At 45.0% G+C, this 23,851-nt stretch carries 20 protein-coding genes and 1 other annotated feature (1 of these 21 running past the window's edge); of the genes, 19 read left to right on the top strand and 1 reads right to left on the bottom strand.

Going from position 1 to position 23,851, the window contains the following annotated elements:
* Positions 1–99 (top strand) — a binding site (T-box leader) (it extends 155 nt beyond the left edge of the window).
* Positions 100–184: 85 nt separating this feature from the next.
* The 15 genes from ilvB to yihA all read left to right on the top strand — a co-directional run bounded on the left by ilvB (position 185) and on the right by yihA (position 19,137).
* Entirely contained in the window at positions 185–1,894 is a 1,710-nt protein-coding gene (gene ilvB / locus RH061_RS17260) for an acetolactate synthase large subunit (protein ID WP_311072018.1), read from the top strand.
* Positions 1,891–2,406: an acetolactate synthase small subunit gene (gene ilvN / locus RH061_RS17255; protein WP_102263773.1), complete on the top strand. Its 516-nt coding sequence runs from the start codon at positions 1,891–1,893 to the stop codon at positions 2,404–2,406. The genes ilvB and ilvN overlap by 4 nt, the downstream gene beginning before the upstream one ends.
* Before the next feature lie 146 nt (positions 2,407–2,552).
* A complete protein-coding gene (ilvC, locus tag RH061_RS17250; RefSeq protein ID WP_311072017.1) occupies positions 2,553–3,575 on the top strand; it encodes a ketol-acid reductoisomerase in 1,023 nt (340 codons plus the stop codon).
* Positions 3,562–5,100 (top strand): 2-isopropylmalate synthase, encoded by a 1,539-nt coding sequence (locus tag RH061_RS17245; RefSeq protein ID WP_311076441.1) that lies wholly within the window; start codon positions 3,562–3,564, stop codon positions 5,098–5,100. The genes ilvC and RH061_RS17245 overlap by 14 nt, the downstream gene beginning before the upstream one ends.
* A 33-nt stretch (positions 5,101–5,133) precedes the next feature.
* Positions 5,134–6,246, top strand: a complete 1,113-nt coding sequence (leuB, locus tag RH061_RS17240) for a 3-isopropylmalate dehydrogenase (protein ID WP_311072016.1) — start codon at positions 5,134–5,136, stop codon at positions 6,244–6,246.
* Positions 6,247–6,330: 84 nt separating this feature from the next.
* On the top strand, positions 6,331–7,740 hold the full coding sequence (gene leuC / locus RH061_RS17235; protein WP_311072015.1) for a 3-isopropylmalate dehydratase large subunit: 1,410 nt from the start codon (positions 6,331–6,333) through the stop codon (positions 7,738–7,740).
* Between the two features lie 261 nt (positions 7,741–8,001).
* Positions 8,002–8,598, top strand: coding sequence for a 3-isopropylmalate dehydratase small subunit (gene leuD / locus RH061_RS17230; protein ID WP_311072013.1), 597 nt, complete (start codon positions 8,002–8,004; stop codon positions 8,596–8,598).
* Between the two features lie 140 nt (positions 8,599–8,738).
* A complete protein-coding gene (locus RH061_RS17225) occupies positions 8,739–9,761 on the top strand; it encodes a tetratricopeptide repeat protein (protein ID WP_311072011.1) in 1,023 nt (340 codons plus the stop codon).
* 157 nt (positions 9,762–9,918) lie between these two features.
* Positions 9,919–11,208 (top strand): trigger factor, encoded by a 1,290-nt coding sequence (gene tig / locus RH061_RS17220; RefSeq protein WP_311072009.1) that lies wholly within the window; start codon positions 9,919–9,921, stop codon positions 11,206–11,208.
* 55 nt (positions 11,209–11,263) lie between these two features.
* A complete protein-coding gene (locus RH061_RS17215; protein WP_311072008.1) occupies positions 11,264–11,449 on the top strand; it encodes a hypothetical protein in 186 nt (61 codons plus the stop codon).
* Between the two features lie 354 nt (positions 11,450–11,803).
* On the top strand, positions 11,804–13,066 hold the full coding sequence (gene clpX / locus RH061_RS17210; RefSeq protein WP_311072005.1) for an ATP-dependent protease ATP-binding subunit ClpX: 1,263 nt from the start codon (positions 11,804–11,806) through the stop codon (positions 13,064–13,066).
* 98 nt (positions 13,067–13,164) lie between these two features.
* Entirely contained in the window at positions 13,165–13,431 is a 267-nt protein-coding gene (locus RH061_RS17205; RefSeq protein WP_311072003.1) for a hypothetical protein, read from the top strand.
* Positions 13,432–14,188: 757 nt separating this feature from the next.
* Complete coding sequence (gene lonB / locus RH061_RS17200; RefSeq protein ID WP_311072002.1) at positions 14,189–15,856, top strand: ATP-dependent protease LonB; 1,668 nt, start codon at positions 14,189–14,191, stop codon at positions 15,854–15,856.
* 372 nt (positions 15,857–16,228) lie between these two features.
* Positions 16,229–18,556 (top strand): endopeptidase La, encoded by a 2,328-nt coding sequence (gene lon / locus RH061_RS17195; protein ID WP_311072001.1) that lies wholly within the window; start codon positions 16,229–16,231, stop codon positions 18,554–18,556.
* A complete protein-coding gene (yihA, locus tag RH061_RS17190) occupies positions 18,553–19,137 on the top strand; it encodes a ribosome biogenesis GTP-binding protein YihA/YsxC (RefSeq protein ID WP_311071999.1) in 585 nt (194 codons plus the stop codon). The genes lon and yihA overlap by 4 nt, the downstream gene beginning before the upstream one ends.
* Positions 19,138–19,189: 52 nt before the next feature.
* Here the strand turns inward: yihA and RH061_RS17185 are convergent, their stop codons facing one another.
* On the bottom strand, positions 19,190–19,675 hold the full coding sequence (locus RH061_RS17185) for a LiaI-LiaF-like domain-containing protein (RefSeq protein WP_311071997.1): 486 nt from the start codon (positions 19,673–19,675) through the stop codon (positions 19,190–19,192).
* Positions 19,676–19,933: 258 nt separating this feature from the next.
* Here RH061_RS17185 and hemA point away from each other — a divergent pair, with 258 nt between their 5' ends.
* From hemA to RH061_RS17165, 4 genes are read left to right on the top strand one after another with little or no spacing between them, the layout of a single operon-like run.
* Positions 19,934–21,280 carry a glutamyl-tRNA reductase gene (gene hemA, locus RH061_RS17180; RefSeq protein WP_311071996.1) on the top strand — a complete coding sequence of 449 codons (1,347 nt, stop codon included), beginning with the start codon at positions 19,934–19,936 and terminating at the stop codon, positions 21,278–21,280.
* A 14-nt stretch (positions 21,281–21,294) separates the two neighbouring features.
* A complete protein-coding gene (locus RH061_RS17175; RefSeq protein WP_311071995.1) occupies positions 21,295–22,128 on the top strand; it encodes a cytochrome C assembly family protein in 834 nt (277 codons plus the stop codon).
* Between the two features lie 12 nt (positions 22,129–22,140).
* Entirely contained in the window at positions 22,141–23,076 is a 936-nt protein-coding gene (hemC, locus tag RH061_RS17170; RefSeq protein WP_311071994.1) for a hydroxymethylbilane synthase, read from the top strand.
* On the top strand, positions 23,073–23,849 hold the full coding sequence (locus RH061_RS17165) for a uroporphyrinogen-III synthase (RefSeq protein WP_311071993.1): 777 nt from the start codon (positions 23,073–23,075) through the stop codon (positions 23,847–23,849). The genes hemC and RH061_RS17165 overlap by 4 nt, the downstream gene beginning before the upstream one ends.
* Positions 23,850–23,851 lie beyond the last annotated feature (2 nt).

Genomic DNA, 23,851 nt, shown 5'->3' with positions numbered 1-23,851 from the left:
TATCAAAACCGGCAGCTGAGGCTGTCACGAGCGCACGCATTATGCGTGAAGAAGGGTGGTACCGTGGAACAAGGAGATAAAGCCTATTCCATCCCTTTGTCTAGGGCAACCTTAGGCATATGGAGATGGATGGGCTTTTTTATTTTGTAAAAATCAAGTGAGTACACAGTGGGAGGTTCGATAAATGGAAGCTGCCTTGAAGGAAACAAAGGCGAAATTGAAAGAGGTTAGCGGTGCAGATTTGCTGATTCAGGCTCTGGAAAAGGAAAACGTCGAAGTCATTTTCGGCTACCCAGGAGGAGCGGTCCTGCCGATTTACGACAAACTCTATGATTCTAAGATTCTTCATGTGCTGCCACGGCATGAACAGGGAGGGATCCATGCAGCGGAAGGATATGCGAGAGTCAGCGGAAAACCGGGCGTGGTGATCGCAACTTCTGGACCGGGAGCGACCAATATCATCACCGGCATTGCTGATGCGATGATGGACTCCTTGCCGCTGGTCGTCTTCACTGGCCAGGTTGCGACAGGGGTAATTGGTACAGATGCCTTCCAGGAAGCAGACATCCTGGGGATTACCACACCAATAACAAAGTACAACTATCAAGTAAGGGATATAAAAGACATTCCGCGGATTATAAAGGAAGCATTTTATATCGCGACAAGCGGAAGACCTGGTCCTGTCGTCATCGATTTTCCTAAAGACCTTGCAGCGGGTGTAGCGGCTGTACCAGCTGAGGAGGAGATCCACCTTCCAGGTTACCAGCCGACGACAGAGCCGAATTTCCTTCAGGTAAGAAAACTATCCGAAGCAGTAAGCAGGGCAAAACGGCCGGTCATTCTCGCAGGGGCAGGTGTCCTCCACGCAAAGGCTTCGAATCTTTTAAAAGAATATGCAGAGCAGCAAAACCTACATGTTGTCCACACACTATTGGGGTTGGGAGGCTTCCCGGCCAACCATGAACTGTTCCTTGGAATGGCGGGGATGCATGGCTGCTATACAGCCAATATGGCGCTTTATCATTGTGACCTGCTGATCAATATCGGAGCCAGATTCGATGATCGCTTGACTGGAAACCTGGAGCATTTCGCTCCAAAAGCTGCTGTTGCCCATATTGATATCGACCCGGCTGAAATCGGTAAAAATGTGCCAACGCAAATTCCGGTCGTCGGCGATGCAGGAGAGGCGTTAAGACAGTTACTAGTTCTCGAAGGCAATCCGCCTGAACAGGAAGATTGGGCAGAAACGCTGTCAGCCTGGAAAAAGGATTTTCCTTATCATTACGAAAACAGCGAAATACTTAAACCTCAAAAGGTGATGGAACTCCTTTACGAAAAAACGGAGGGTGAAGCGATTGTCGTGACCGATGTCGGCCAGCATCAGATGTGGGCGGCCCAATATTATCAACTTCAGCATTCAGATCGATGGGTGACATCAGGAGGGCTCGGGACAATGGGGTTCGGCCTCCCTGCCAGTATCGGCGCACAGCTGGCAGACCCGAAAGCCTGTGTTGTAGCCGTGCTGGGAGATGGCGGCTTCCAAATGTCAACACAGGAGCTCGCGGTCATCGCTGAATTTCAGCTTCCTATCAAAATAGCGATATTCAATAACAAGGCGCTCGGGATGGTTAGGCAGTGGCAGGAAATTTTTTATAAAGAAAGATATTCACATAGTAAAAATCCGGTACAGCCATCTTTTGTAAAACTGGCCGAAGCCTACGGAATCAAAGGGTTTGAAATCCACACCGAAGCAGAAGCGCACTCGATCCTGGATAAGGTCCTTCATGATAAAGAACCGGTGCTGCTCGATTTTAGGGTGGATGGAGCTGAAAATGTCTACCCGATGATCGCACCCGGGAAAGGAATCCACGAAATGGTGGGAGTGAAGAAATGAAAAGAATCATAACAATGACGGTGTTGAACCGGCCAGGAGTACTTAATAGGATTACGAATCTATTTTCTAAGAGGAACTACAATATTGAGAGCATATCGGTTGGCCTTACCGAACAAGAGGGAGTCTCGCGCATTACCTGTGTTGTCCATGTGGAGAATGACGGAATGGTCGAACAAATCACGAAACAGCTCAATAAACAGATTGATGTCCTAAAGGTGGCGGATATCAGCGACCAGGCGATTGTCGCCCGAGAACTCGTTCTCATGAAGGTGCCCGTCCTGCCGCACAATCGAGCAGAGATCTATTCGATCATTGAACCATTCCGGGCCTCGGTGATTGATGTCAGCAAGGATAGCATCATCATCCAATTGACAGGTGAAACGGAAAAAATCGAAGCATTTATTGATTTGATTAAACCATATGGAATCAGAGAGCTGGCTCGTACTGGAACGACAGCATTCCCAAGGGGGAACCAGCGAACCGGCCAGCAAAAATCGTTTTCCTTTGTATGATGGAACACTTCGGTAAACTTGGGATTTCTCAAACCTAGTATTAACTCTCAAAAAATTTGAAATTTCATTGCAAAACTGATTAGCAAAGCGGCTATGTATCAGAAGCAGCTATAAATTAATTTTTTATTAGGAAAGGGAGAGGTAAAATGGCGAAAATGTACTATAACGGTGATGCAAATGAGGCTTATTTTAACGGAAAGACAGTGGCGGTAGTTGGTTATGGATCACAGGGTCATGCACATGCCCAGAATCTTCGTGACAGTGGCGTTGAGGTCGTCATCGGATTGAGGCAAGGGAGGTCATGGGAGAAAGCGGAACAGGATGGCTTTGAAGTTAAGACAGTTGCCGAAGCTGTTGCAGCAGCAGATGTAGTCATGGTTCTGCTGCCGGATGAGAGGCAGACTGCTGTATATAAAAATGAAATCGAGCCTCAGCTGTCAGGCCAGGCGCTTATGTTCGCCCACGGTTTTAACGTGCATTTTAAACAGATTGTCCCTCCTGAAAGCTGTGATGTCCTCCTTGTCGCTCCAAAAGGACCCGGGCATTTGGTCAGGAGGACGTATCAAGAAGGTGCAGGCGTGCCGGCATTGTTCGCGATCCATCAGGATGTGTCAGGAAATGCACGGGAACTTGCACTTGCTTACGCGAAAGAGATTGGTGCTCTGAGGGCTGGGGCACTTGAGACAACCTTCAAGGAAGAAACCGAAACAGATCTATTCGGTGAACAGGCTGTATTATGCGGCGGTTTGACATCGCTAGTGAAAGCAGGCTTCGAAACACTTGTCGAGGCCGGCTACCAGCCGGAACTGGCCTATTTTGAAACAATGCATGAACTGAAGCTGATCGTCGACTTGATGTATGAAGGCGGACTCGAAGGAATGCGTTATTCGATCTCCGACACTGCTCAATGGGGAGACTTTGTCAGCGGCCCGAGAGTGGTAAATGAGCAGGTGAAAGAGGAAATGAAACGAGTTTTGACTGACATCCAGGAAGGGACTTTTGCCAAGGGCTGGATTGAGGAAAATGAAAACAACAGACCGGTCTTCAATAGCATCAATGAAAAAGAAAACCGCCACCAGATTGAAGAGGTGGGAAGAGAACTGAGAAAGATGATGCCGTTTGTCAACAAACAAAAGCAGAGAGAAGTGGCTGCCAGTGCGAAGAATTAAAATATTTGATACGACATTGAGGGATGGTGAGCAGTCAGCCGGGGTCAATCTGAATTTTTCCGAAAAGCTTGAAATTGCCAGGCAGTTGGAGAGGCTGAATATTGACATCATTGAAGCAGGATTTCCGGCTGCATCCAAAGGGGATTTTGCTTCCGTAGCAGAAATCTCCCGTCAGATCCAAGGGTGTTCTGTTACTGGGCTGGCAAGGTCGGTTACAACAGATATCGACGCGGCATGGGAGGCATTGAAACATGGAGCAGAGCCAAGGCTGCATCTGTTCATCGCTACTTCGCCGATCCACAGAATCCACAAGCTAAAGCAGACAAAAGCTGAGGTAGTTGAAACAGCGATAAGAACAGTGAAATATGCGGCATCCAAATTTCCGGTCATTCAATGGTCTGCAGAGGATGCCTGCCGAACGGAGCTTGATTTCCTGGCTGAAATCGTGGAAGAGGTGATCAAAGCCGGTGCAAAGGTGATCAATATTCCTGACACTGTCGGCTATATATCACCGCAGGAATACGGCCAAATATTCACTTACTTGCGAGAGAATGTTCCTTCTATTAGTAAGGTCGAACTTTCGGCACATTGTCATGATGACCTCGGGATGTCGATTGCCAATTCACTTGCAGCAGTGTCAGCAGGGGCTTCGCAAGTCGAAGGAACGATCAACGGGATCGGTGAGAGGGCAGGAAACGCAGCACTCGAGGAATTTGCCGTTGCACTTCATATCCGCAAAGATTTTTACCAAGCTGAAACGGGACTGAACCTTAAGGAGATCAGCAGAACAAGCAGCCTTGTCAGCAAGTTGACGGGTATGGCGGTACCAGCCAATAAAGCAGTGGTTGGCAGGAATGCCTTTGCTCACGAGTCAGGTATCCATCAGGATGGGGTCCTGAAGGAGAAAACAACCTATGAAATCATCTCACCGGAACTTGTTGGATTACAAAATAACTCGATGGTTCTTGGGAAGCATTCCGGACGCCACGCTTTCCGGAACAGGCTGAACGAAATCGGGCTGTCAGTTCCGGAAGATGATATCAATCGATTATTCTCCGTATTCAAGGAACTGGCAGACAGGAAAAAAGAAATGACGGATGACGACCTCGTGGCCATCATCCTTGAAGAGAAGCTGTCAAAGGAGCAGCAATATTATCGTCTAGACTCCATCCAGGTCCAGTATGGAACGAACCAGGTTCCTACCGCTACTGTCACCTTGTTTGGCTGCCAGAATGAAAAAATCCAGGAAGCGTCCACAGGTTCTGGCAGTATTGAAGCTTTATACAATACGCTTGAAAATTGCATGAAAGAAAAAGCTAGATTGCTTGATTACAGGATTCAGTCTGTTGGAGCCGGCAGGGATGCCCTCGCCCAGGTGTATGTAAAGCTGGATTTCGGCGGGATCGAGACGAGTGGCAGAGGCCTTGCACAGGATGTTCTTGAAGCTTCAGCAAAAGCATACTTAAATGCAGTCAATAGAGTTCTATATATGGAAGAAACGAAGAAAGTCGCAGTCAACGGTTAAAAAAATACATTTAAGAATTCGGAGGCGAATGTAATGGAAAAAAGGATCGCAATCCTGCCAGGAGATGGCGTAGGTAAAGAAGTAAGCAGGGGGGCGGTTACCATCCTCCAGGCAGTTGCCGAGCTATTCAACCATAAGTTCCATTTCACCTATGGGGAAATCGGCGGAGCAGCAATCGATGAATTTGGAACCCCGCTCCCGGAGCATACCCTGGATCTTTGTAAGGGAAGTGATGCGGTTCTGTTAGGCGCTGTTGGCGGCCCTAAGTGGGATGTGATGCCTGGTCATATTCGCCCTGAAAAAGGACTGTTGAAAATCCGGAAAGAGCTCGGGCTTTATGCAAATGTCCGCCCGGTTCAATACTACTCTAGTATTTCCGGGATCTCGCCGCTGCGCAAGGAAGTCGTTGAAGGAGCTGACATGGTAGTGGTCAGGGAATTGACCGGCGGACTCTATTTCGGAAAACCGAGTGAAAGATCTTTCAAAAAAGGCGAGGCTTCTGTTGTAGATACACTGTATTACCAGAAAAACGAGATGGAGAGAGTCATCCGCTATGCATTTGAGCTAGCTGCGATGAGAAAAGGAAAGGTCACTTCTGTGGATAAAGCAAATGTTCTGGAATCGAGCCGAATGTGGCGCGAAACAGCTGAAGAAGTGGCAAAGGATTTTCCAGCTGTCCAGCTTGAGCATATGCTCGTCGATAATGCCGCGATGCAGCTAATCAAGAATCCGCGCCAGTTCGATGTGCTGGTCACAGAGAATATGTTTGGTGATATTTTAAGCGATGAAGCATCCGTACTGACCGGCTCGCTAGGCATGCTGCCATCTGCCAGCGTTTCGCTTACAGGACCATATCTGTATGAGCCAATCCATGGTTCTGCACCGGATATCGCCGGTATGAATGCCGCTAATCCAATCGCGATGATCCTGTCAGCTGCGATGATGCTCCGGCTGTCCTTCGGTCTTGAAGAAGAAGCCGAAGCAATCGAGAATGCGGTACAGCAGGTGCTGGACGCTGGCAGCAGAACCCGTGACATTGCCGTATTTGGCACACCATTTTTAACAACTGAAGGAATGGTCGAAGAAATCAAAGCCGCACTGCTGGACAATGAAGCGATTCTGAATATCATGAGTGCTTACGCATGATGAAAAAATCTCACTGGAAACAGCGATGCTATATAGCAGGCAATACTTTTAAATAAAAATGCATTTAAAAAGGGGAGGGTATTATTGGGGAAAACGATCATCGAAAAAATTTGGGAGAAGCATGTAGTGCGCCGGGAAGAAGGAAAACCAGACCTGATGTATATCGACCTTCATCTTGTTCATGAGGTAACCTCCCCGCAGGCTTTTTCGGGGCTGAGGCTGAAAAATAGGTCTGTTCGACGGCCGGATTTGACGTTTGCGACCATGGACCACAATGTACCGACCGTCAACCGTCTTGAGATCAATGACCCTGTTGCCAAAACCCAGATGGATACTTTAAGGAATAATTGCCTTGAATTCGGCATTACCCTGGCCGACCTTGACAGTCCTGAACAGGGCATTGTCCATGTCATCGGGCCAGAACTGGGGCTGACTCAGCCTGGAAAGACGATTGTATGCGGGGACAGCCACACTTCGACGCATGGAGCGTTCGGAGCCCTGGCATTCGGAATTGGTACGAGTGAGGTTGAGCATGTGCTGGCTACTCAAACGCTCTGGCAGACGAAGCCGATGACACTGAAAGTTGAGGTTACCGGCTCGCTTGCACCGGGGGTAAGCGCCAAGGATCTTATTTTATATATTATCAGTAAGTACGGAGTCAATTTCGGTACTGGTTATGTCATTGAATTCTGCGGCGAGGCCATCAGGAAGATGTCGATGGAAGAAAGGATGACCATCTGCAATATGTCGATTGAAGGTGGAGCCAAGGCTTCACTCGTCGCCCCTGATGACAAAACCTTCGCCTATTTAAATGGAAGGAAATATGTTGAGCAGGGAGACGACTTTCTCGATAAGATTCTTGAATGGCAGCAGCTCAGCTCTGATGATGACGCTGAGTATGACCATACCATCACTGTGGATGGCGATTCCATTGGGCCGATGGTCAGCTGGGGTACCAACCCATCAATGACTGCGCCGGTGAACGACAGAGTGCCTTACCTGGCTGAATGTGCAAGTGAGGCAGAAAGAAAGTCCGTACAAAGAGCGTTTGAATATATGGGGCTGACGGAGGGTCAGTTGATTACAGATATAAATGTTACCAAAGTCTTTATCGGTTCCTGCACGAATTCAAGAATAGAGGATCTCAGGGCAGCAGCAGAGGTGGTTAAAGGGAAAAAGGTTGCCCCTGGAGTCAATGCGATAGTGGTACCTGGTTCCCAGCAGGTAAAGAAGGAGGCAGAAGCAGAAGGCATTGCCCAGGTTTTTATTGAAGCAGGATTTGAATGGCGCGAATCCGGCTGCAGCATGTGCCTGAGCATGAACGCTGACATTGTACCAGCTGGCGAGCATTGTGCATCCACTTCAAACCGCAATTTTGAAGGCAGACAGGGTGCCGGAGCACGAACCCACTTAGTCAGCCCGGCAATGGCTGCAGCTGCCGCTCTTCATGGACATTTTGTCGATGTCAGGTCAATGGCCGGCATGACGGTTTAGTGATTTTTCCAGATTTAGGCTAATTGTGCAATTAATACGATGGATGGTGCAATTAATGTAGATATTCGTGCAATTAATAGCCTTAAGCGTGCAAATAACGGATTATTTCGTGCAATTATCTTGATTGAATAAGAGAATAATTTTTCCAGCAAGAAATTTAGGCGGTAAAACAGACCCGAAACGGTATCTTTCGGGTCATTTTACTACTAAATTACTGAATTAGTATTAGAAAAATATATTTTGCCATGAAAGGAGCCTGAAATGTCCGGATTTACAGAACTAAAGGGAAAAGTCGCTGCAATGGACAGGACTAATGTGGACACGGATCAAATCATTCCAAAGCAATTCCTAAAGAAAGTCGAAAAAACGGGTTTTGGCCAGTACCTGTTCTATGACTGGCGCTATCATTCAAACGGAGAGCTTAATGAACAATTCGAACTCAATCATCCAGATAACGAAGGTGCATCCATTTTAGCAGCGAATGAGAATTTTGGGTGCGGTTCTTCCAGGGAGCACGCGCCATGGGCTTTACTGGATTACGGATTCAAGGTTGTGATTGCTCCGTCATTTGCTGATATTTTTAAACAGAATTGTCTGAAAAACGGAATCCTGCCGATTGAACTGCCATTGGAAGAGGTATCCTATTTGCTGGACAAAGCAAGCGGCCAGGAGTATGAACTGAATGTATCGCTGGAACAGAAGCGGGTTTATGACAATCAGGGATTTGAGGCGAATTTTGATATCAGTCCATACTGGTATAATATGCTGCTGAATGGCTGGGATGAGATTGAACTCACCCTCCAGCTGGAAGACAGTATCAGAGAATATGAGAAAAAGCATATAGAAAAAGTAATTTAATACGATTGATTCACAGGCGATGCTTGTGAATCTTTTTGTTTTTTTAGGGATTCGTGCTAAACTTTCTAAAAAAGCTGAACAAATGAAAAATAGTATGTGGAATTCATAGAGTGAATTAATAAAATTAAGGCGGTATGTGTATGAAAAAACAGGAATCAAACAAGGATAATGTGATCCTGTTTCCCGGTCTGGAAAAGCGTTTGTTGGAAAAGGGCCTGGATTATTTAAAACAGAAAAAGTACAGGGATGCAATACAGTATCTTGAACAGGCCTTGGAGCATGATCCAGAGAATAGTGACGTATTCGTTGGCCTTGCTCTTGCAAATTATGAAGCCGGCAATGCGCTACAGGCGAAGGAGGTCGTTGCGAAGATGCTCCGGGGAGGGCTGGGTGATTACATACAGGTGATAGACATGTATCTCATGATCCTTGTCCAGTTGAATGAGTACAAAGAAATTGTTACCACAATAGAAGCTCTTCTGGAAGAACGGGAGATCCCGGCCGAAAAGCATGAGCATTTCATCACTATGCTTGAATTTGCCAAGCGGATGCAGAATGGCGAAACAAAAATGGAGCCCTTTGATAGTTTTGAAGAGGAGCCTGAAGAGGAAGAACTTAATCTGTTTGAATACAAGAATCCGAACGATCAAGTTATGGTAGCTGCGAGTCTCGCAAAAGTAAATATCCGTCCCTATATTACAAAGGTAAGGGAGTATATCGCATCCGAGGAAGGTCATCCTTTCTTGAAAACCATGCTGCTAAATATATTGAAAGAACAAGAGTACACCGAAGATATTCCGGTCCATAAATTAGGTTGGGCAGCATCCTTCCGTCCAGATAAATTACCCGAACTGAAGGATTATATCGAGACCAGTGGAGTCATCCAGCTATTAAGCGACGAAATCGAAAGTGATGATCCTGTTTTATTTGAAAATGTCCAAAGATTAATCGAGCGCTATTTCTTTTTGGTTTATCCTTTTGAATTGCCGGTCGGCAAGGCTGCGTCATGGGCCGCTACCTGCCATTATATCGCCAATGAGTATTACGGATTTGAAGACCCGCTAGAGTCATTTGCTGAAATTTACAACAGCCCGGTTGAGGAGACAGTGCATGTTCTCGACTTTATTCGGAAGCTAGAAGAAATTTCTTACCCGATAATATAGTCCAGGCTGTTGAAACGAAATAATCCTGTGTTATAATGTAGTGGTTGTATTATGTAAAAATCATTCTATTTTACATTTAATCTGGAATATTGCTTGGTAAACAAGAGTATTCATCGTCGAATGAAAATGACAATAGATTATTGTTGGAGGGAACTGTATGTCTGCAAAGGTAGAAAAAAGAGAAGGGAACCAAACGGTTCTAACAATTGAAGTTGATGCAGAAAAGGTCAACCAAGGTCTTGACGCTGCATTCAAGAAAGTCGTTAAGCAAATTAACGTACCAGGATTCCGTAAAGGAAAAATGCCTCGCCAAATGTTCGAAAAGCGTTTCGGCGTAGAGTCTTTATATCAAGATGCAATTGATATCCTTCTTCCAGAAGCATATGCAAATGCAATCGACGAAACTGGAATCGAACCAGTTGACCGCCCGGAAATCGATGTAGAACAAATCGAAAAGGGCAAGAGCTTGATCATCAAGGCAACTGTTACAGTTAAGCCTGAAGTGAAGCTTGGCGAGTACAAAGGACTTGAAGTAGAAGCATTCGACACAAACGTAACAGATGAAGAAGTAGAGAACGAATTGAAAGCAATGCAAGAAAAGCAAGCTGAACTTGTTGTTAAAGAAGAAGGCACAGCTGAAAATGGCGACAGTGTTGTCATCGATTTCGAAGGATTCGTTGATGGCGAAGCTTTCGAAGGCGGAAAAGCTGAAAACTATGCACTTGAACTTGGTTCAGGTTCATTCATCCCTGGCTTCGAAGAACAGCTAGTTGGAACAGCTACTGGCGAAGAAAAAGATGTAGAGGTTACTTTCCCTGAAGAGTACCATGCAGCTGAACTTGCTGGTAAGCCTGCAACTTTCAAAGTAAAAGTTCACGAGATTAAAGGAAAAGAACTTCCAGCTCTAGACGACGAGTTCGCTAAAGACGCTGACGAAGAAGTTGAAACTTTAGATGAGCTTAAGACGAAGATCAAAGATCGTCTTGCACACGATAAAGCACACCAAAAAGAGCATTTCGAACGCGACACTGTTGTAGAAAAAGCAGCAGCTAACGCTGAAATCGAAGTTCCTGAATCAATGATCAACACTGAAATCGACCGCATGGTTAACGAATTCGAACAGCGCCTTCAAATGCAAGGCATGAACCTTGACCTATACTACCAGTTCTCTGGTCAAGACGAAGCTGCTCTTCGCGAACAAATGAAAGAAGAAGCTTCTACACGCGTTCGTGTGAACCTGACTCTTGAAGCAATCGCAAAAGCTGAAAACATCGAAGTTACAGATGAAGAAGTAAATGCAGAGCTTCAAAAAATGTCTGAAATGTACAATATGACTGCTGATCAAATTCAAGCAGCACTAGGCGGAAGCCTGGACGGAATCAAAGGCGACCTTCAATTGAAAAAAGCAGTTGATTTCCTTGTAGAAAACAGCAAAACTGTTGCATAATAAGAGAAAAGCGGAGGCGACTGCTCAACTCCGACAAGCGCTGGAGGGCCTGACAGTGAAGTCGTTCTTTGACTTCATTGGCAGGACCGAAGTCGAAAAGTATAGCCGACTGCCCAGAAACGCAGAAACTGGAGACTCCGACAAAGAAGCGCTTTTTGCTTCTGCCGGCGGAGTTGAAGTTTCGGAGTTTCTAGGAGGCGAAACTAGACAAGCGTCCCGAGGAGTAAAGAGCCGCAGCTAGACATTTCTCGAAGTGAATTTTATACTTAGTTTATAATATAGAAACAAGGCGCGAGTATATCGTGCCTTGTTTTCTACAATTAACACCGATATACATACATAATTTTTTAGCAATTTGCTCTAAGTCGATTTAACGGCTCGATTTATGGATAAGATGATTTAGTACATATTTTTTTCGGTTCATAAGCGCGAACAAAAAAACCGCCGAGGGTTATTATTTCCTGTACTATGGCAAAATGTGATACAATGCAATACATACCTGCTCGAAAGCAGCAGAAAAACTGTTACTTAACTTATCGTTTGCTTATGAATCGCAGCTTTATATATGTTTAGAAGTTCTCAAGGGGTGAAGGCATTGTTCAAATTTAATGATGAAAAAGGACAGCTCAAATGTTCTTTCTGCGGCAAGACGCAGGATCAAGTCCGCAAATTGGTAGCAGGGCCAGGCGTCTATATCTGTGACGAGTGTATTGAATTATGCACAGAAATCGTTGAAGAAGAACTTGGCACTGAAGAAGAAGTTGAGTTTAAGGATGTTCCTAAGCCACAGGAAATCCGCGATATTCTTAATGAGTATGTAATTGGCCAGGACCAGGCTAAGAAAAATTTATCTGTAGCCGTTTACAATCACTATAAGCGTATCAACTCGAACAGCAAGATCGATGATGTCGAACTGTCAAAGAGTAACATTGCGATGATTGGGCCGACAGGAAGCGGTAAAACTTTACTTGCCCAAACATTGGCGCGCATTCTTAATGTTCCGTTCGCAATCGCGGATGCAACGTCATTGACAGAAGCAGGTTATGTTGGAGAAGACGTTGAAAACATTCTTCTAAAACTGATCCAATCAGCTGATTACGATGTAGAGAAAGCCGAAAAAGGAATCATTTACATCGATGAAATCGATAAAATCGCCAGAAAATCCGAAAACCCTTCTATTACTAGAGATGTTTCCGGTGAAGGCGTACAGCAGGCACTATTGAAAATCCTTGAAGGAACCGTTGCGAGCGTACCGCCACAAGGTGGACGAAAGCATCCACATCAAGAATTCATCCAAATCGATACGACGAATATCCTGTTCATTTGCGGAGGAGCATTCGACGGAATCGAGCAAATCATCAAGCGCCGCCTTGGCCAAAAAGTAATTGGCTTTGGCTCTGAAAAGAAAGAGGAAGACTTGGATAAGAAGGAATTGCTGTCTAAAGTGCTTCCTGAAGACTTGCTGAAATTTGGGTTGATCCCTGAATTCATCGGTCGTCTACCAGTAATTGCTAGCTTGACTCCGCTCGATGAAGAGGCGCTAGTCGAAATCCTGACAAAACCGAAGAACGCACTTGTAAAACAGTATCAAAAAATGCTTGAGCTGGATGATGTCGAGCTTGAATTCGAAGATGACGCCCTGATTGAAATTGCCAAGAAGGCAATTGAGCGCAAAACAGGTGCGCGTGGACTTCGTTCAATCATCGAAGGCGTCATGCTGGATGTCATGTTCGACCTTCCTTCACGTGAAGACATTGTTAAATGCATCATCACAAAGGAAACAATCGAAAACAACATGCCTCCAAAGCTAGTGCTAGAAGACGGTACAGTCCTTAAAGACGAAAGAAACTCAGCGTAATACACAAATCCCGGTGATTGTTCACCGGGTTTTTTATTTGTGGAGATTGCTCTGAAGTTGCTAATGTTGTTGGAAACCAGGGGGAACTTCGGACAGGTATGATAGTGAAAGGTGAAAAGCTGTCAGAAGTAAGGGCAACTTTAGACAGGTTTGGTGTAGAAAGAGGAAAAGCTGTAAGAAGAAAGGGCAACTTCGGACAGGTTTGGTGTAGAAAGAGGAAAAGCTGTCAGAACAAGAGCCAACTTCGGACAGGTATGATAGTGAAAGGTGAAAAGCTGTCAGAAGTAAGGGCAACTTTAGACAGGTTTGGTGTAGAAAGAGGAAAAGCTGTCAGAACAAGAGCCAACTTCGAACAGGTTTGGTGATGAAAGGCTAAAAGCTGTCAGAAGTAGGGGTAACTTTAGACAGGTTTGGTGTAGAAAGAGGAAAAACTGTCTGAAGGAAGGGCAACTTCGGACAGGTTTGGTGTAAAAAGAGGAAAAGCTGTCAGAACAAGAGCCAACTTCGGACAGGTTTGGTGATGAAAGGCTAAAAGCTGTCAGAAGTAGTGGTAACTTTAGACAGGTTTGTTGTAGAAAGAGGAAAAGCTGTCAGAAGGAAGGGCAACTTCGGACAGGTTTGGTGTAGAAAGAGGAAAAGCTGTCAGAAGTAAGGGCAACTTCGGACAGGTTTGGTGTAAAAAGAGGAAAAGCTGTCAGAACAAGAGCCAACTTCGGACAGGTTTGGCGATGAAAGGCTAAAAGCTGTCAGAAGTAGGGGTAACTTTAGACAGGTTTGGTGTAGAAAGAGGAAAAACTGTCTGAAGGAAGGGCAACTTCGGACAGGTTTGGTGTAGAAAGAGGAAAAGCTGTCAGAACAAGAGCGAACTTCGGACAGGTTTGATAGTGTTAGAGGAAAAGCTGTCAGAACAAGAGCCAACTTCGGACAGGTTCACCAGGAAAGGAAAAAAAGCTGTCCGAACATGAGCAACCCTTTATACATAATACCGATAAACTCGTCAATTTTCTGTCGTAACAGGACCATTCCAGGTGGTAAAATTCACTTGAAAATATTGTTTATTCCAACACTCTCAGGGAGATACTAGGTTAAAGCCAATAGTATCAACTTAGGGAGGGAATATAATTGAGTTGGACCGGAATCGCCTTATTCATACAGCTGTTTTTTGGAATCATCATCGGGCTGTATTTCTGGAATTTACTTAAGAATCAGCGAACTCAAAAAGTATCAATTGATCGGGAATCCCGAAAGGAAATGGAACAGTTAAGGAAGATGAGATCGGTTTCGTTGAGTGAACCGCTAGCTGAAAAAGTCAGGCCTTCAAGCTTCAGGGACATTGTTGGACAGGAAGATGGAATCAAGGCACTAAAAGCTGCTTTATGCGGGCCAAATCCGCAGCATGTCATCATTTATGGCCCCCCGGGAGTAGGGAAAACAGCTGCGGCCAGGCTTGTATTGGAAGAAGCGAAACAAAACGAAAAATCCCCCTTCAAAAAATCTTCGGTATTTGTTGAGTTAGATGCCACGACGGCGAGGTTTGATGAGAGAGGAATCGCCGACCCGTTGATCGGATCAGTTCATGACCCAATCTATCAAGGAGCAGGAGCGATGGGACAGGCTGGTATACCTCAGCCGAAACAAGGTGCTGTTACCAATGCGCATGGCGGCGTATTATTCATTGATGAGATTGGTGAGCTGCATCCCATTCAAATGAACAAGCTTTTAAAAGTACTGGAAGACAGGAAAGTGTTCTTGGAGAGTGCGTATTACAATGAAGAAAACACGCAAATACCAAGCCATATCCACGATATCTTCAAAAACGGACTCCCGGCAGACTTCCGTCTTGTAGGTGCGACGACGAGAACTCCTAGTGAAATTCCTCCGGCAATCAGGTCGAGGTGCATGGAAGTGTTTTTCCGTGAACTTTCCCAGGAGGAAATTTCTGAAGTAGCAAGGAATGCTGCTGAAAAAGTACAGTTGACCATGAGTGAAAAAGCGATTGAGATTTTATCGAATTATGCCCGAAATGGCCGTGAAGCCGTTAATATGGTTCAGATTGCCGCAGGATTGGCAATAACAGACGAACGTACTTACATTAAAGAAGAGGAAATTGAATGGGTGGTCCATTCAAGCCAGCTGTCGCCAAGGATGGAAAGACGGATTAATGAAAAATCAGCAATCGGCCTAGTCAATGGCTTGGCCGTATATGGCCCGAATACAGGAGCACTTCTTGAAATCGAAGTGACGGTCATCAAAGCTAAAGAAAAAGGTTCTATCAATATCACGGGCATCGTCGATGAAGAGAGTATTGGCGGACAAGGAAAATCAATACGCCGAAAGAGTATGGCACGAGGCTCGATTGAAAATGTTATCACAGTCCTCAGATCGATGGGTGTTCCGGCAGATGAGTTCGACATCCATGTCAACTTCCCGGGGGGTACCCCAATAGATGGTCCATCTGCGGGAATCGCAATGGCGACGGGGATTTATTCAGCCATCTATAAAATCCCGATGGACAATACGGTCGCGATGACAGGAGAAATCAGCATTCATGGCAATGTGAAGCCGATTGGCGGTGTCTTCCCTAAAGTGAAGGCCGCGAAAAAAGCAGGTGCCAAAAAGGTCATCATTCCAAAAGAAAATGTCCAGACCATCCTGAATGAAATCACCGATATTGAGATCATTCCTGTCACCCACCTGAGTGAAGTCTTTGAAGTCGCCCTTGTAAAAGACCACCCTAGAGAGCAAATCATAAAGGCAACCGAGGAATTGACTCAAAAAGAGACGAGCTAATATCGTAAAAAAAGAACGCTTGCCGGCGTTCTTTTTTTGAGTTTTTTACTTATTCATTACTAATACCATTAAGCTAGGCACCGGGAGGAACTTCCTTTCAATAAGCCTTCACCTGAAAAAAAGGGTTTATTTTTCCCTGGGAAAGGAAAGAGGGTGTATGGGAAGGCATATTAGAGCCTTCCAAAAAATAAACTTGCCTGCTATCGAAAGTAACTTCAGAAGTGGACATATTTTCACAGGAATATCAGGATACTAATCAATGAGGCTTATCGGTGCTGATATTAGACACTTGAAAATAAATACGATAGAATTGAACAACAAAGTATTATTATACTTATGGTTTGATACAATGCATGTTGGAGGTGCAATGTCATGGCGAATAAAAATGAACACACTGTCCCTCTCCTGCCGCTGCGCGGTTTACTTGTGTATCCGACGATGGTCCTGCATTTGGATGTAGGGCGTGAAAAATCGGTACAGGCACTGGAGAAGGCAATGGTGGATGACCATTTGATCTATCTCACAACCCAAAAGGATATATCCATAGATGAACCAGGCGAAGAGGATTTGTACCAAATGGGTACACTGACTCGCGTCAAGCAAATGCTGAAGCTCCCGAACGGAACGATCCGCGTATTGGTTGAAGGCTTGTCGAGAGCTGAAATCGTTGAGATTTTTGACGAGAATGACCATTACTCCTGTAAGGTAAGAACGTTCGAGGACGATGAATCCAAGGATGTCGAAGATGAAGCATTGATGAGAACAATGCTTGAGTATTTCGAACAATACATAAAAATGTCCAAGAAGATTTCTGCGGAAACGTATGCATCTGTTTCAGACATTGAGGAGCCAGGAAGGATGGCGGATATCATCGCGTCCCATTTGCCTCTTAAGCTAAAAGAGAAACAGGAAATTCTTGAGACGATTGAAATCAAGGAACGTATGAATCGTGTCATCGAAATCATCCATAACGAAAAAGAAGTGCTTGGCCTTGAGAAGAAGATTGGCCAGCGGGTTAAGCGTTCGATGGAACGTACCCAAAAGGAATATTATTTGCGTGAACAGATGAAGGCGATCCAGAAGGAGCTTGGTGAAAAGGAAGGGAAGACAGGAGAAATTGCTGAGCTGACCGAAAAAATCGAGCTTGCCGGCATGCCTGAAAATGTGAAGGAAACAGCCTTGAAGGAACTTGACCGTTATGAAAAAGTCCCGACGACATCTGCAGAAAGCGCCGTAATCCGGAACTATATCGAATGGCTTGTTGCTTTGCCATGGTCAAAATCGACAGAGGATGATCTTGATATCAGCAAGGCGGAAAAAATCCTTGATAAGGACCATTATGGATTGGAAAAGGTAAAGGAAAGGGTTCTTGAGTATCTGGCGGTCCAGAAGCTGACGAACTCATTGAAGGGGCCAATCCTTTGTCTCGCTGGACCTCCAGGAGTCGGTAAAACGAGTCTTGCAAGGTCGATTGCAAAATCCCTGAACCGTAATTTTGTAAGGGTTTCTTTAGGCGGAGTCCGTGATGAGTCAGAAATCCGCGGCCACAGAAGGACCTATGTCGGCGCTATGCCAGGACGGGTCATCCAGGGAATGAAAAAGGCAGGTACGATCAACCCTGTGTTCCTTCTCGATGAAATAGATAAAATGTCCAGTGATTTCCGCGGTGATCCATCTGCTGCGATGCTTGAAGTATTGGATCCGGAACAGAACCATAATTTCAGCGATCATTATATTGAAGAGGCATATGACTTATCAAAGGTAATGTTCATCGCTACAGCCAATAATCTTTCGACTGTACCAGGCCCATTGCTCGACAGGATGGAAATCATCAATATTGCGGGCTATACTGAGCAGGAAAAGCTGCATATTGCCAAAGACCATTTGCTTCCACGACAAATCAAGGATCATGGTCTATCCAAATCACAGCTGCAGATGAAGGATGAAGCCATCACAAAGGTAATCCGTTATTATACCCGTGAATCAGGTGTACGTTCTCTTGAGAGGCAGCTTGCTTCCATCTGCCGGAAAACGGCGAAAATCGTTGTTTCCGGAGAGAAAAAGCGTGTGATTGTCAGTGAAAAGAATGTTGAAGACTTCCTCGGAAAGACTAAATTCAGGTATGGGCAGGCAGAGCTGGAAGACCAGGTGGGCGTTGCCACTGGACTCGCTTACACAACAGTCGGCGGTGACACACTCCAGATTGAAGTCTCCCTGTCACCAGGAAAAGGGAAGCTTGTCCTCACGGGTAAACTCGGGGATGTCATGAAGGAATCCGCGCAGGCTGCTTTCAGCTACGTGCGTTCAAAAGCGAAAGATCTGGACATTGATCCTGATTTCCATGAAAAGAATGATATTCACATCCACGTACCTGAAGGTGCTGTACCGAAAGATGGCCCTTCAGCGGGGATTACCATTGCTACTGCCCTCGTTTCTGCTTTATCAGGAAAGCCGATTCGCAGGGAAGTAGGAATGACAGGGGAAATAACGCTTAGGGGCCGTGTACTGCCAATTGGCGGGCTCAAGGAAAAGTCCTTGAGTGCACACAGAGCGGGTCTTACCAAGGTTATTTGTCCAAAAGATAATGAAAAAGATATTGATGATATTCCTGAAAGTGTACGTAAGGAGCTCGAATTTGTGTTAGTATCCCATGTTGATGAAGTATTGAAGCACGCTCTTGCTAGTGGTGATTCTCAATGAAAGTAAATAGTGCAGAAATCGTGATCAGTGCTGTAAGGCCGAATCAATATCCGGAAGGGAATCTTCCGGAATTCGCCCTTGCAGGCCGGTCGAATGTTGGTAAATCTTCATTTATCAATAAAATGCTTAACAGAAAAGCCCTTGCAAGGACTTCCTCCAAGCCGGGCAAGACACAGACCCTCAATTTTTACCTGATCAATGAAATGCTTCATTTTGTTGATGTTCCAGGATACGGGTATGCCAAGGTTTCCAAATCGGAACGGGAAGCCTGGGGCAAGATGATTGAAACTTATATCACCTCACGCGAACAGTTGAGAGCGATGCTTCTGATCGTTGACCTGAGGCATCCGCCTTCAAAGGATGACGTGATGATGTATGATTTCCTCAAGCATTATGATATCCCGGTCATTATCATTGCGACCAAAGCGGATAAGATTCCGAAATCAAAGTGGCAAAAACATTTAAAGATTACAAAAGAAACTCTTGATCTGGATCCGGATGATACCATCATTCTTTTCTCTTCAGAAACTGGTGAAGGAAAAGACAAAGCCTGGTCAGTATTGGGAAGTTTCATGAGATAATATCTTTCCATAAAGAAACCCGCACCGTGATTCGAACACAGTGCGGGTCTTCTTATTTCTTTTTAATAAATAACAGGTAAACTCCAATTAGTACAAATGCGGCCGGCCAAAATCTCCATGCTGACGAAACCCCATTTTCCAATAAACCAAGCCATCCGCTGATTCTGTCATAAAACAGCAGCAATGCTGCTAAAATGAGAAAGAGGACACCGTGGAACAAGCCGTTGCCCGTTTTCTGATATCGCAGCAAAAAGCCAAGGGCAATGATCAAGATGAAGGCTCCGAGGTGATCCGGCCAGAGTGAGAATTTATTGACCACATGGAAGTGGACACCGAATCCAACGAGTATCACGCCTGGGAAAATCGATTCATGATCCCTGCCCCAATATCCCTGCACTAAAAAGGCGACTCCAACGATGATCAATAGTGTCGGCCACGTATAAAATTCATTGAACAACGAAACATTTTCTTGCTGAAGATAAAAATAGATTCCAAATCCAATCAGTATCATTCCGGGGATAATTCTTTGATTTTTCATTCTTTCACCACTTCCAGAAAGGCTCACTTGAATTAAAGGACAAACTTTGATAAGGTACATTAGGGAGTATGTTTATTTGCTTTTGATATAGTATAAAAGTATAACAAATAAACAGAAGAGATAGTTCAATTTAATCAATGCATTTATATATATGTTTTTTCGAAAGTTGTTCACATTTACAACGTAAGAAGTAAAAAAACGTCATGTATAATTGCCTTAGCCAATTATGCAATTTCTATGTGGGGGTGTCAATTCATAATGCATATTATCGTTGTCGGTCTAAACTATAAAACTGCCCCTGTCGAAATCCGCGAAAGATTGACATTCAACGAGGCGAACCTTGGTGAAGCCATGAGTGCCCTTCAGGAAAAGAAGAGCATCCTCGAGAATGTCATCGTATCAACTTGCAACCGTACAGAAATATATGCTGTCGTGGACCAGCTTCATACAGGCAGATATTATATCAAAGAGTTTCTATCTGAATGGTTCGGGATCCCTCAGGCAGAATTTACTCCGTTCCTGTTCATTTATGAGCAAGACGGGGCAATTGAACATTTATTCAAGGTTTCATGCGGTTTGAATTCCATGGTGCTGGGTGAAACTCAAATCCTTGGGCAGGTTCGTTCAAGCTTCATGCTTGGCCTTGAAAAGAATACGACTGGGACAGTCTTCAACCAGCTGTTCAAACAGGCAGTCACGATTGCCAAGCGCGGCCATTCCGAAACAGATATCGGCGCAAATGCTGTTTCTGTAAGTTATGCGGCTGTTGAGCTTGCCAAGAAGATTTTCGGGACACTGGACCAGAAGCATGTCCTGATTCTTGGTGCCGGGAAAATGGGTGAGCTTGCGATCCAGAACCTCCATGCAAATGGTGCGAAAAAGGTGACGGTCATCAACCGTACTTACCAGAAAGCCGAGGATTTGGCGAATCGTTTCTCTGGAATGGCAAAAACTTTGGATGAACTTCAAACTGCGCTCGTGGATGCGGATATCCTCATCAGTTCCACAGGTGCGAAGAACTTTGTGGTCACAAAGGATATGATGGCAAAGGTCGAGCAAAAGCGAAAAGGAAAACCATTATTCATGGTTGATATCGCTGTTCCGCGTGACCTTGATCCTGAAATCGCGACACTTGAAAATGTATTTCTTTATGATATAGACGATCTAGAGGGTATTGTGGAAGCCAATCTGCAGGAACGCCAGAAGGCAGCGGAGAAGATCCTGATCATGATTGAAAGCGAGATCGTCCAATTCAAACAGTGGCTAAATACACTTGGTGTCGTTCCAGTCATCTCAGCGTTGAGGGTCAAAGCCCTTTCAATCCAGCAAGAGACGATGAACAGCATCGAACGCAAATTGCCACATCTATCTGATCGTGATATTAAAGTCCTTAACAAGCATACAAAGAGCATTATCAATCAGCTCCTTAAGGACCCAATCCTGCAGGCGAAAGAGCTTGCGGCTGGTCCGGACGCAGAGGAAGCACTCGATTTATTCGTGAAGATTTTCAATATTGAACAGCTCGTCGCTGAACAAGAAGGAATGAAAACGGCTGAAACCAAGCAGGTAAAAGTTCCTTCGCCTCAGGCTTCTTTTCAGCCGTAGGAGAGGTGGTGCCCATGGGTGATCTTTATATTACGCGTCTCCATGAAATAACCATTGTGATTTATGCGGCCAGCGTGCTCTTATACTTTATCGATTTTCTTAACAGTAACCGGAGGGCGAACAAAATTGCTTTCTGGTTACTTGCATTTGTTTGGGGATTCCAGACGATTTTCCTGTTATTTTACATGGTCGATAAAGGCCGGTTCCCAGTGCTGACCCTCTTTGAAGGGCTTTACTTTTATGCATGGGTGCTGGTTACACTGTCGCTGGCAATCAATAAACTCTTAAAAGTAGATTTTATCGTCTTTTTTACAAATATCCTTGGATTCATCATCATGGCGATCCACACATTCGCGCCCGTGCAATATGATTCCAATGTGATGTCCGAACAGCTTGTGTCGGAACTGCTGCTCATCCACATCACAATGGCAATCCTGTCATATGGAGCATTTTCGATTTCGGTTGTCTTTTCACTGCTATATCTCATTCAATATGACCTTTTAAAGAGGAAAAAGTGGGGTAAGCTGTTATGGAGGATCACGGATTTAACAAAACTTGATTATTGGTCATACATATTGAATGTCATCGGAGTGCCGATGCTGATCCTGAGCCTGATCCTGGGGCTTCAGTGGGCGTGGATCAAGGTGCCTGACCTTGCCTGGTATGATGCCAAGCTGATAGGGTCATTCATCGTACTCGCTGTCTATAGCATCTACCTTTATCTAAGGGTTGGCAAAGAGATGTATGGAAAATCGCTTGCCCTGTGGAATGTCGCATCGTTCCTGATTGTCTTGATCAACTTTTTCCTTTTCGGAAAACTATCATCATTCCATTTTTGGTACCAATAATAGGAGGCTGTCATGAGAAAAATTATCGTTGGCTCCAGACGGAGTAAGCTAGCATTGACACAAACAAACTGGGTAATAGAGCAGCTGAAAAAACTAGGAGCTCCTTTTGAGTTTGAAGTGAAAGAAATCGTTACAAAAGGAGACAAAATTCTTGATGTCACTTTATCAAAGGTTGGCGGGAAAGGTCTTTTCGTAAAAGAAATCGAACAGGCAATGCTGGACAAAGAAATTGATATGGCTGTCCACAGCATGAAAGACATGCCTGCAGTTCTGCCGGAAGGACTTGTCATCGGCGCGATTCCTGAGCGGGAAGATCACCGTGATGTCCTGATTTCCAATGGCCAGGTTGCTTTTAAAGATCTGAAACCAGGCTCAGTCATTGGAACAAGCAGCCTGCGCAGAAGCGCCCAGCTGCTGGCTCAGCGCCCGGATCTTGAAATGAAGTGGATCCGCGGAAATATCGATACAAGGATCGCTAAGCTTGAAACAGAGGACTATGATGGTATTATCCTTGCTGCTGCTGGCTTGAAGCGCATGGGATGGGCCAGTGATACAGTAACCGAGTTCATCGATGAGGATATTTGTGTACCGGCTGTTGGCCAGGGCGCGCTTTCAATCGAGTGCCGCGGTGATGACAAGGAGCTGCTACAGCTTCTTGAAAAATTCACATCACCTGAAACAAGTGCGACAGTAAGGGCTGAAAGAGCATTCCTTCATAAGATGGAGGGCGGCTGCCAGGTACCGATTGCCGGATATGCACATCTTAACGATAACGAAGAAATCGTCCTGACTGCACTAGTCGGTTCTCCGGATGGAAAAACGATCTTCAAGGAGATTGTAACTGGAAAGAATCCAGAAGAACTTGGGGAGCTTGCAGCTGACAAACTAATCAGCCAGGGAGCGAAGGACCTGATCGACAGGGTCAAACAGGAGCTTGATAGTGAATGATTCCAGCGCATTCGCTGCAAAATAAAACGGTCATGATTCCAAGGGGAAAGGCTCACGCGAAGTCTTTCTCTGAATTGGTTGTCAGTAATGGAGGGGTTCCAGTGGAAATCCCTCTTATTGCCTTTCAGCCGGTCAAAGCATCTGAAAAACTACTTAAAACACTTACTGATTTACATACGTACGATTGGATCATTTTTACGAGTAATGTGACAGTGGAAACCTTTTATTCCTTTTTAAAAAAGGGAGAGGTCACTTTGCCCAAAATTGCCGTGATTGGCGAAAAGACAAAAGAAATCCTCGTGGACATGGGTGAAAAGGTCGACTTTGTACCAGGAGAATATGTTGCCGAAGGATTTATTGATGAGTTTTTACCACATGTTAATCATGGTGAGAGGGTCTTGATCCCAAAAGGGAACTTGGCCAGGGATTATATCTCGTCCGCTCTAAAGGAAAAAGGCGCGATTGTTGATGAGATCATCATCTACGAAACATTCCTTCCTGAAGAAAGCAGAGGAAAGCTCGTTAAGATGCTAACTGAGGAAACTCTTGATATACTTACATTTACAAGCCCATCTACGATTGATCATTTTATGGAAATCGTAGAGGAACATAATTTAGGGGGCAAGCTGGAGCATTGCATTGTTGCCTGCATCGGTCCTGTATCAAAAAGGAAGGCAGAGCAACGGGGATTGAAGGTCCATGCCATGCCGGAAAAATATACCGTTGAAGAGATGCTGAAAAGCATTGCCAATTTTATGAATATTGGAGGGTAATC

It is taken from the genome of Mesobacillus jeotgali (genome assembly GCF_031759225.1).
GTDB classification, from domain to species: domain Bacteria; phylum Bacillota; class Bacilli; order Bacillales; family Cytobacillaceae; genus Mesobacillus; species Mesobacillus jeotgali_B.
The sequence above is the reverse complement of the archived record's forward strand: the minus strand, read 5'-3'. Positions and strand labels throughout refer to the sequence as shown.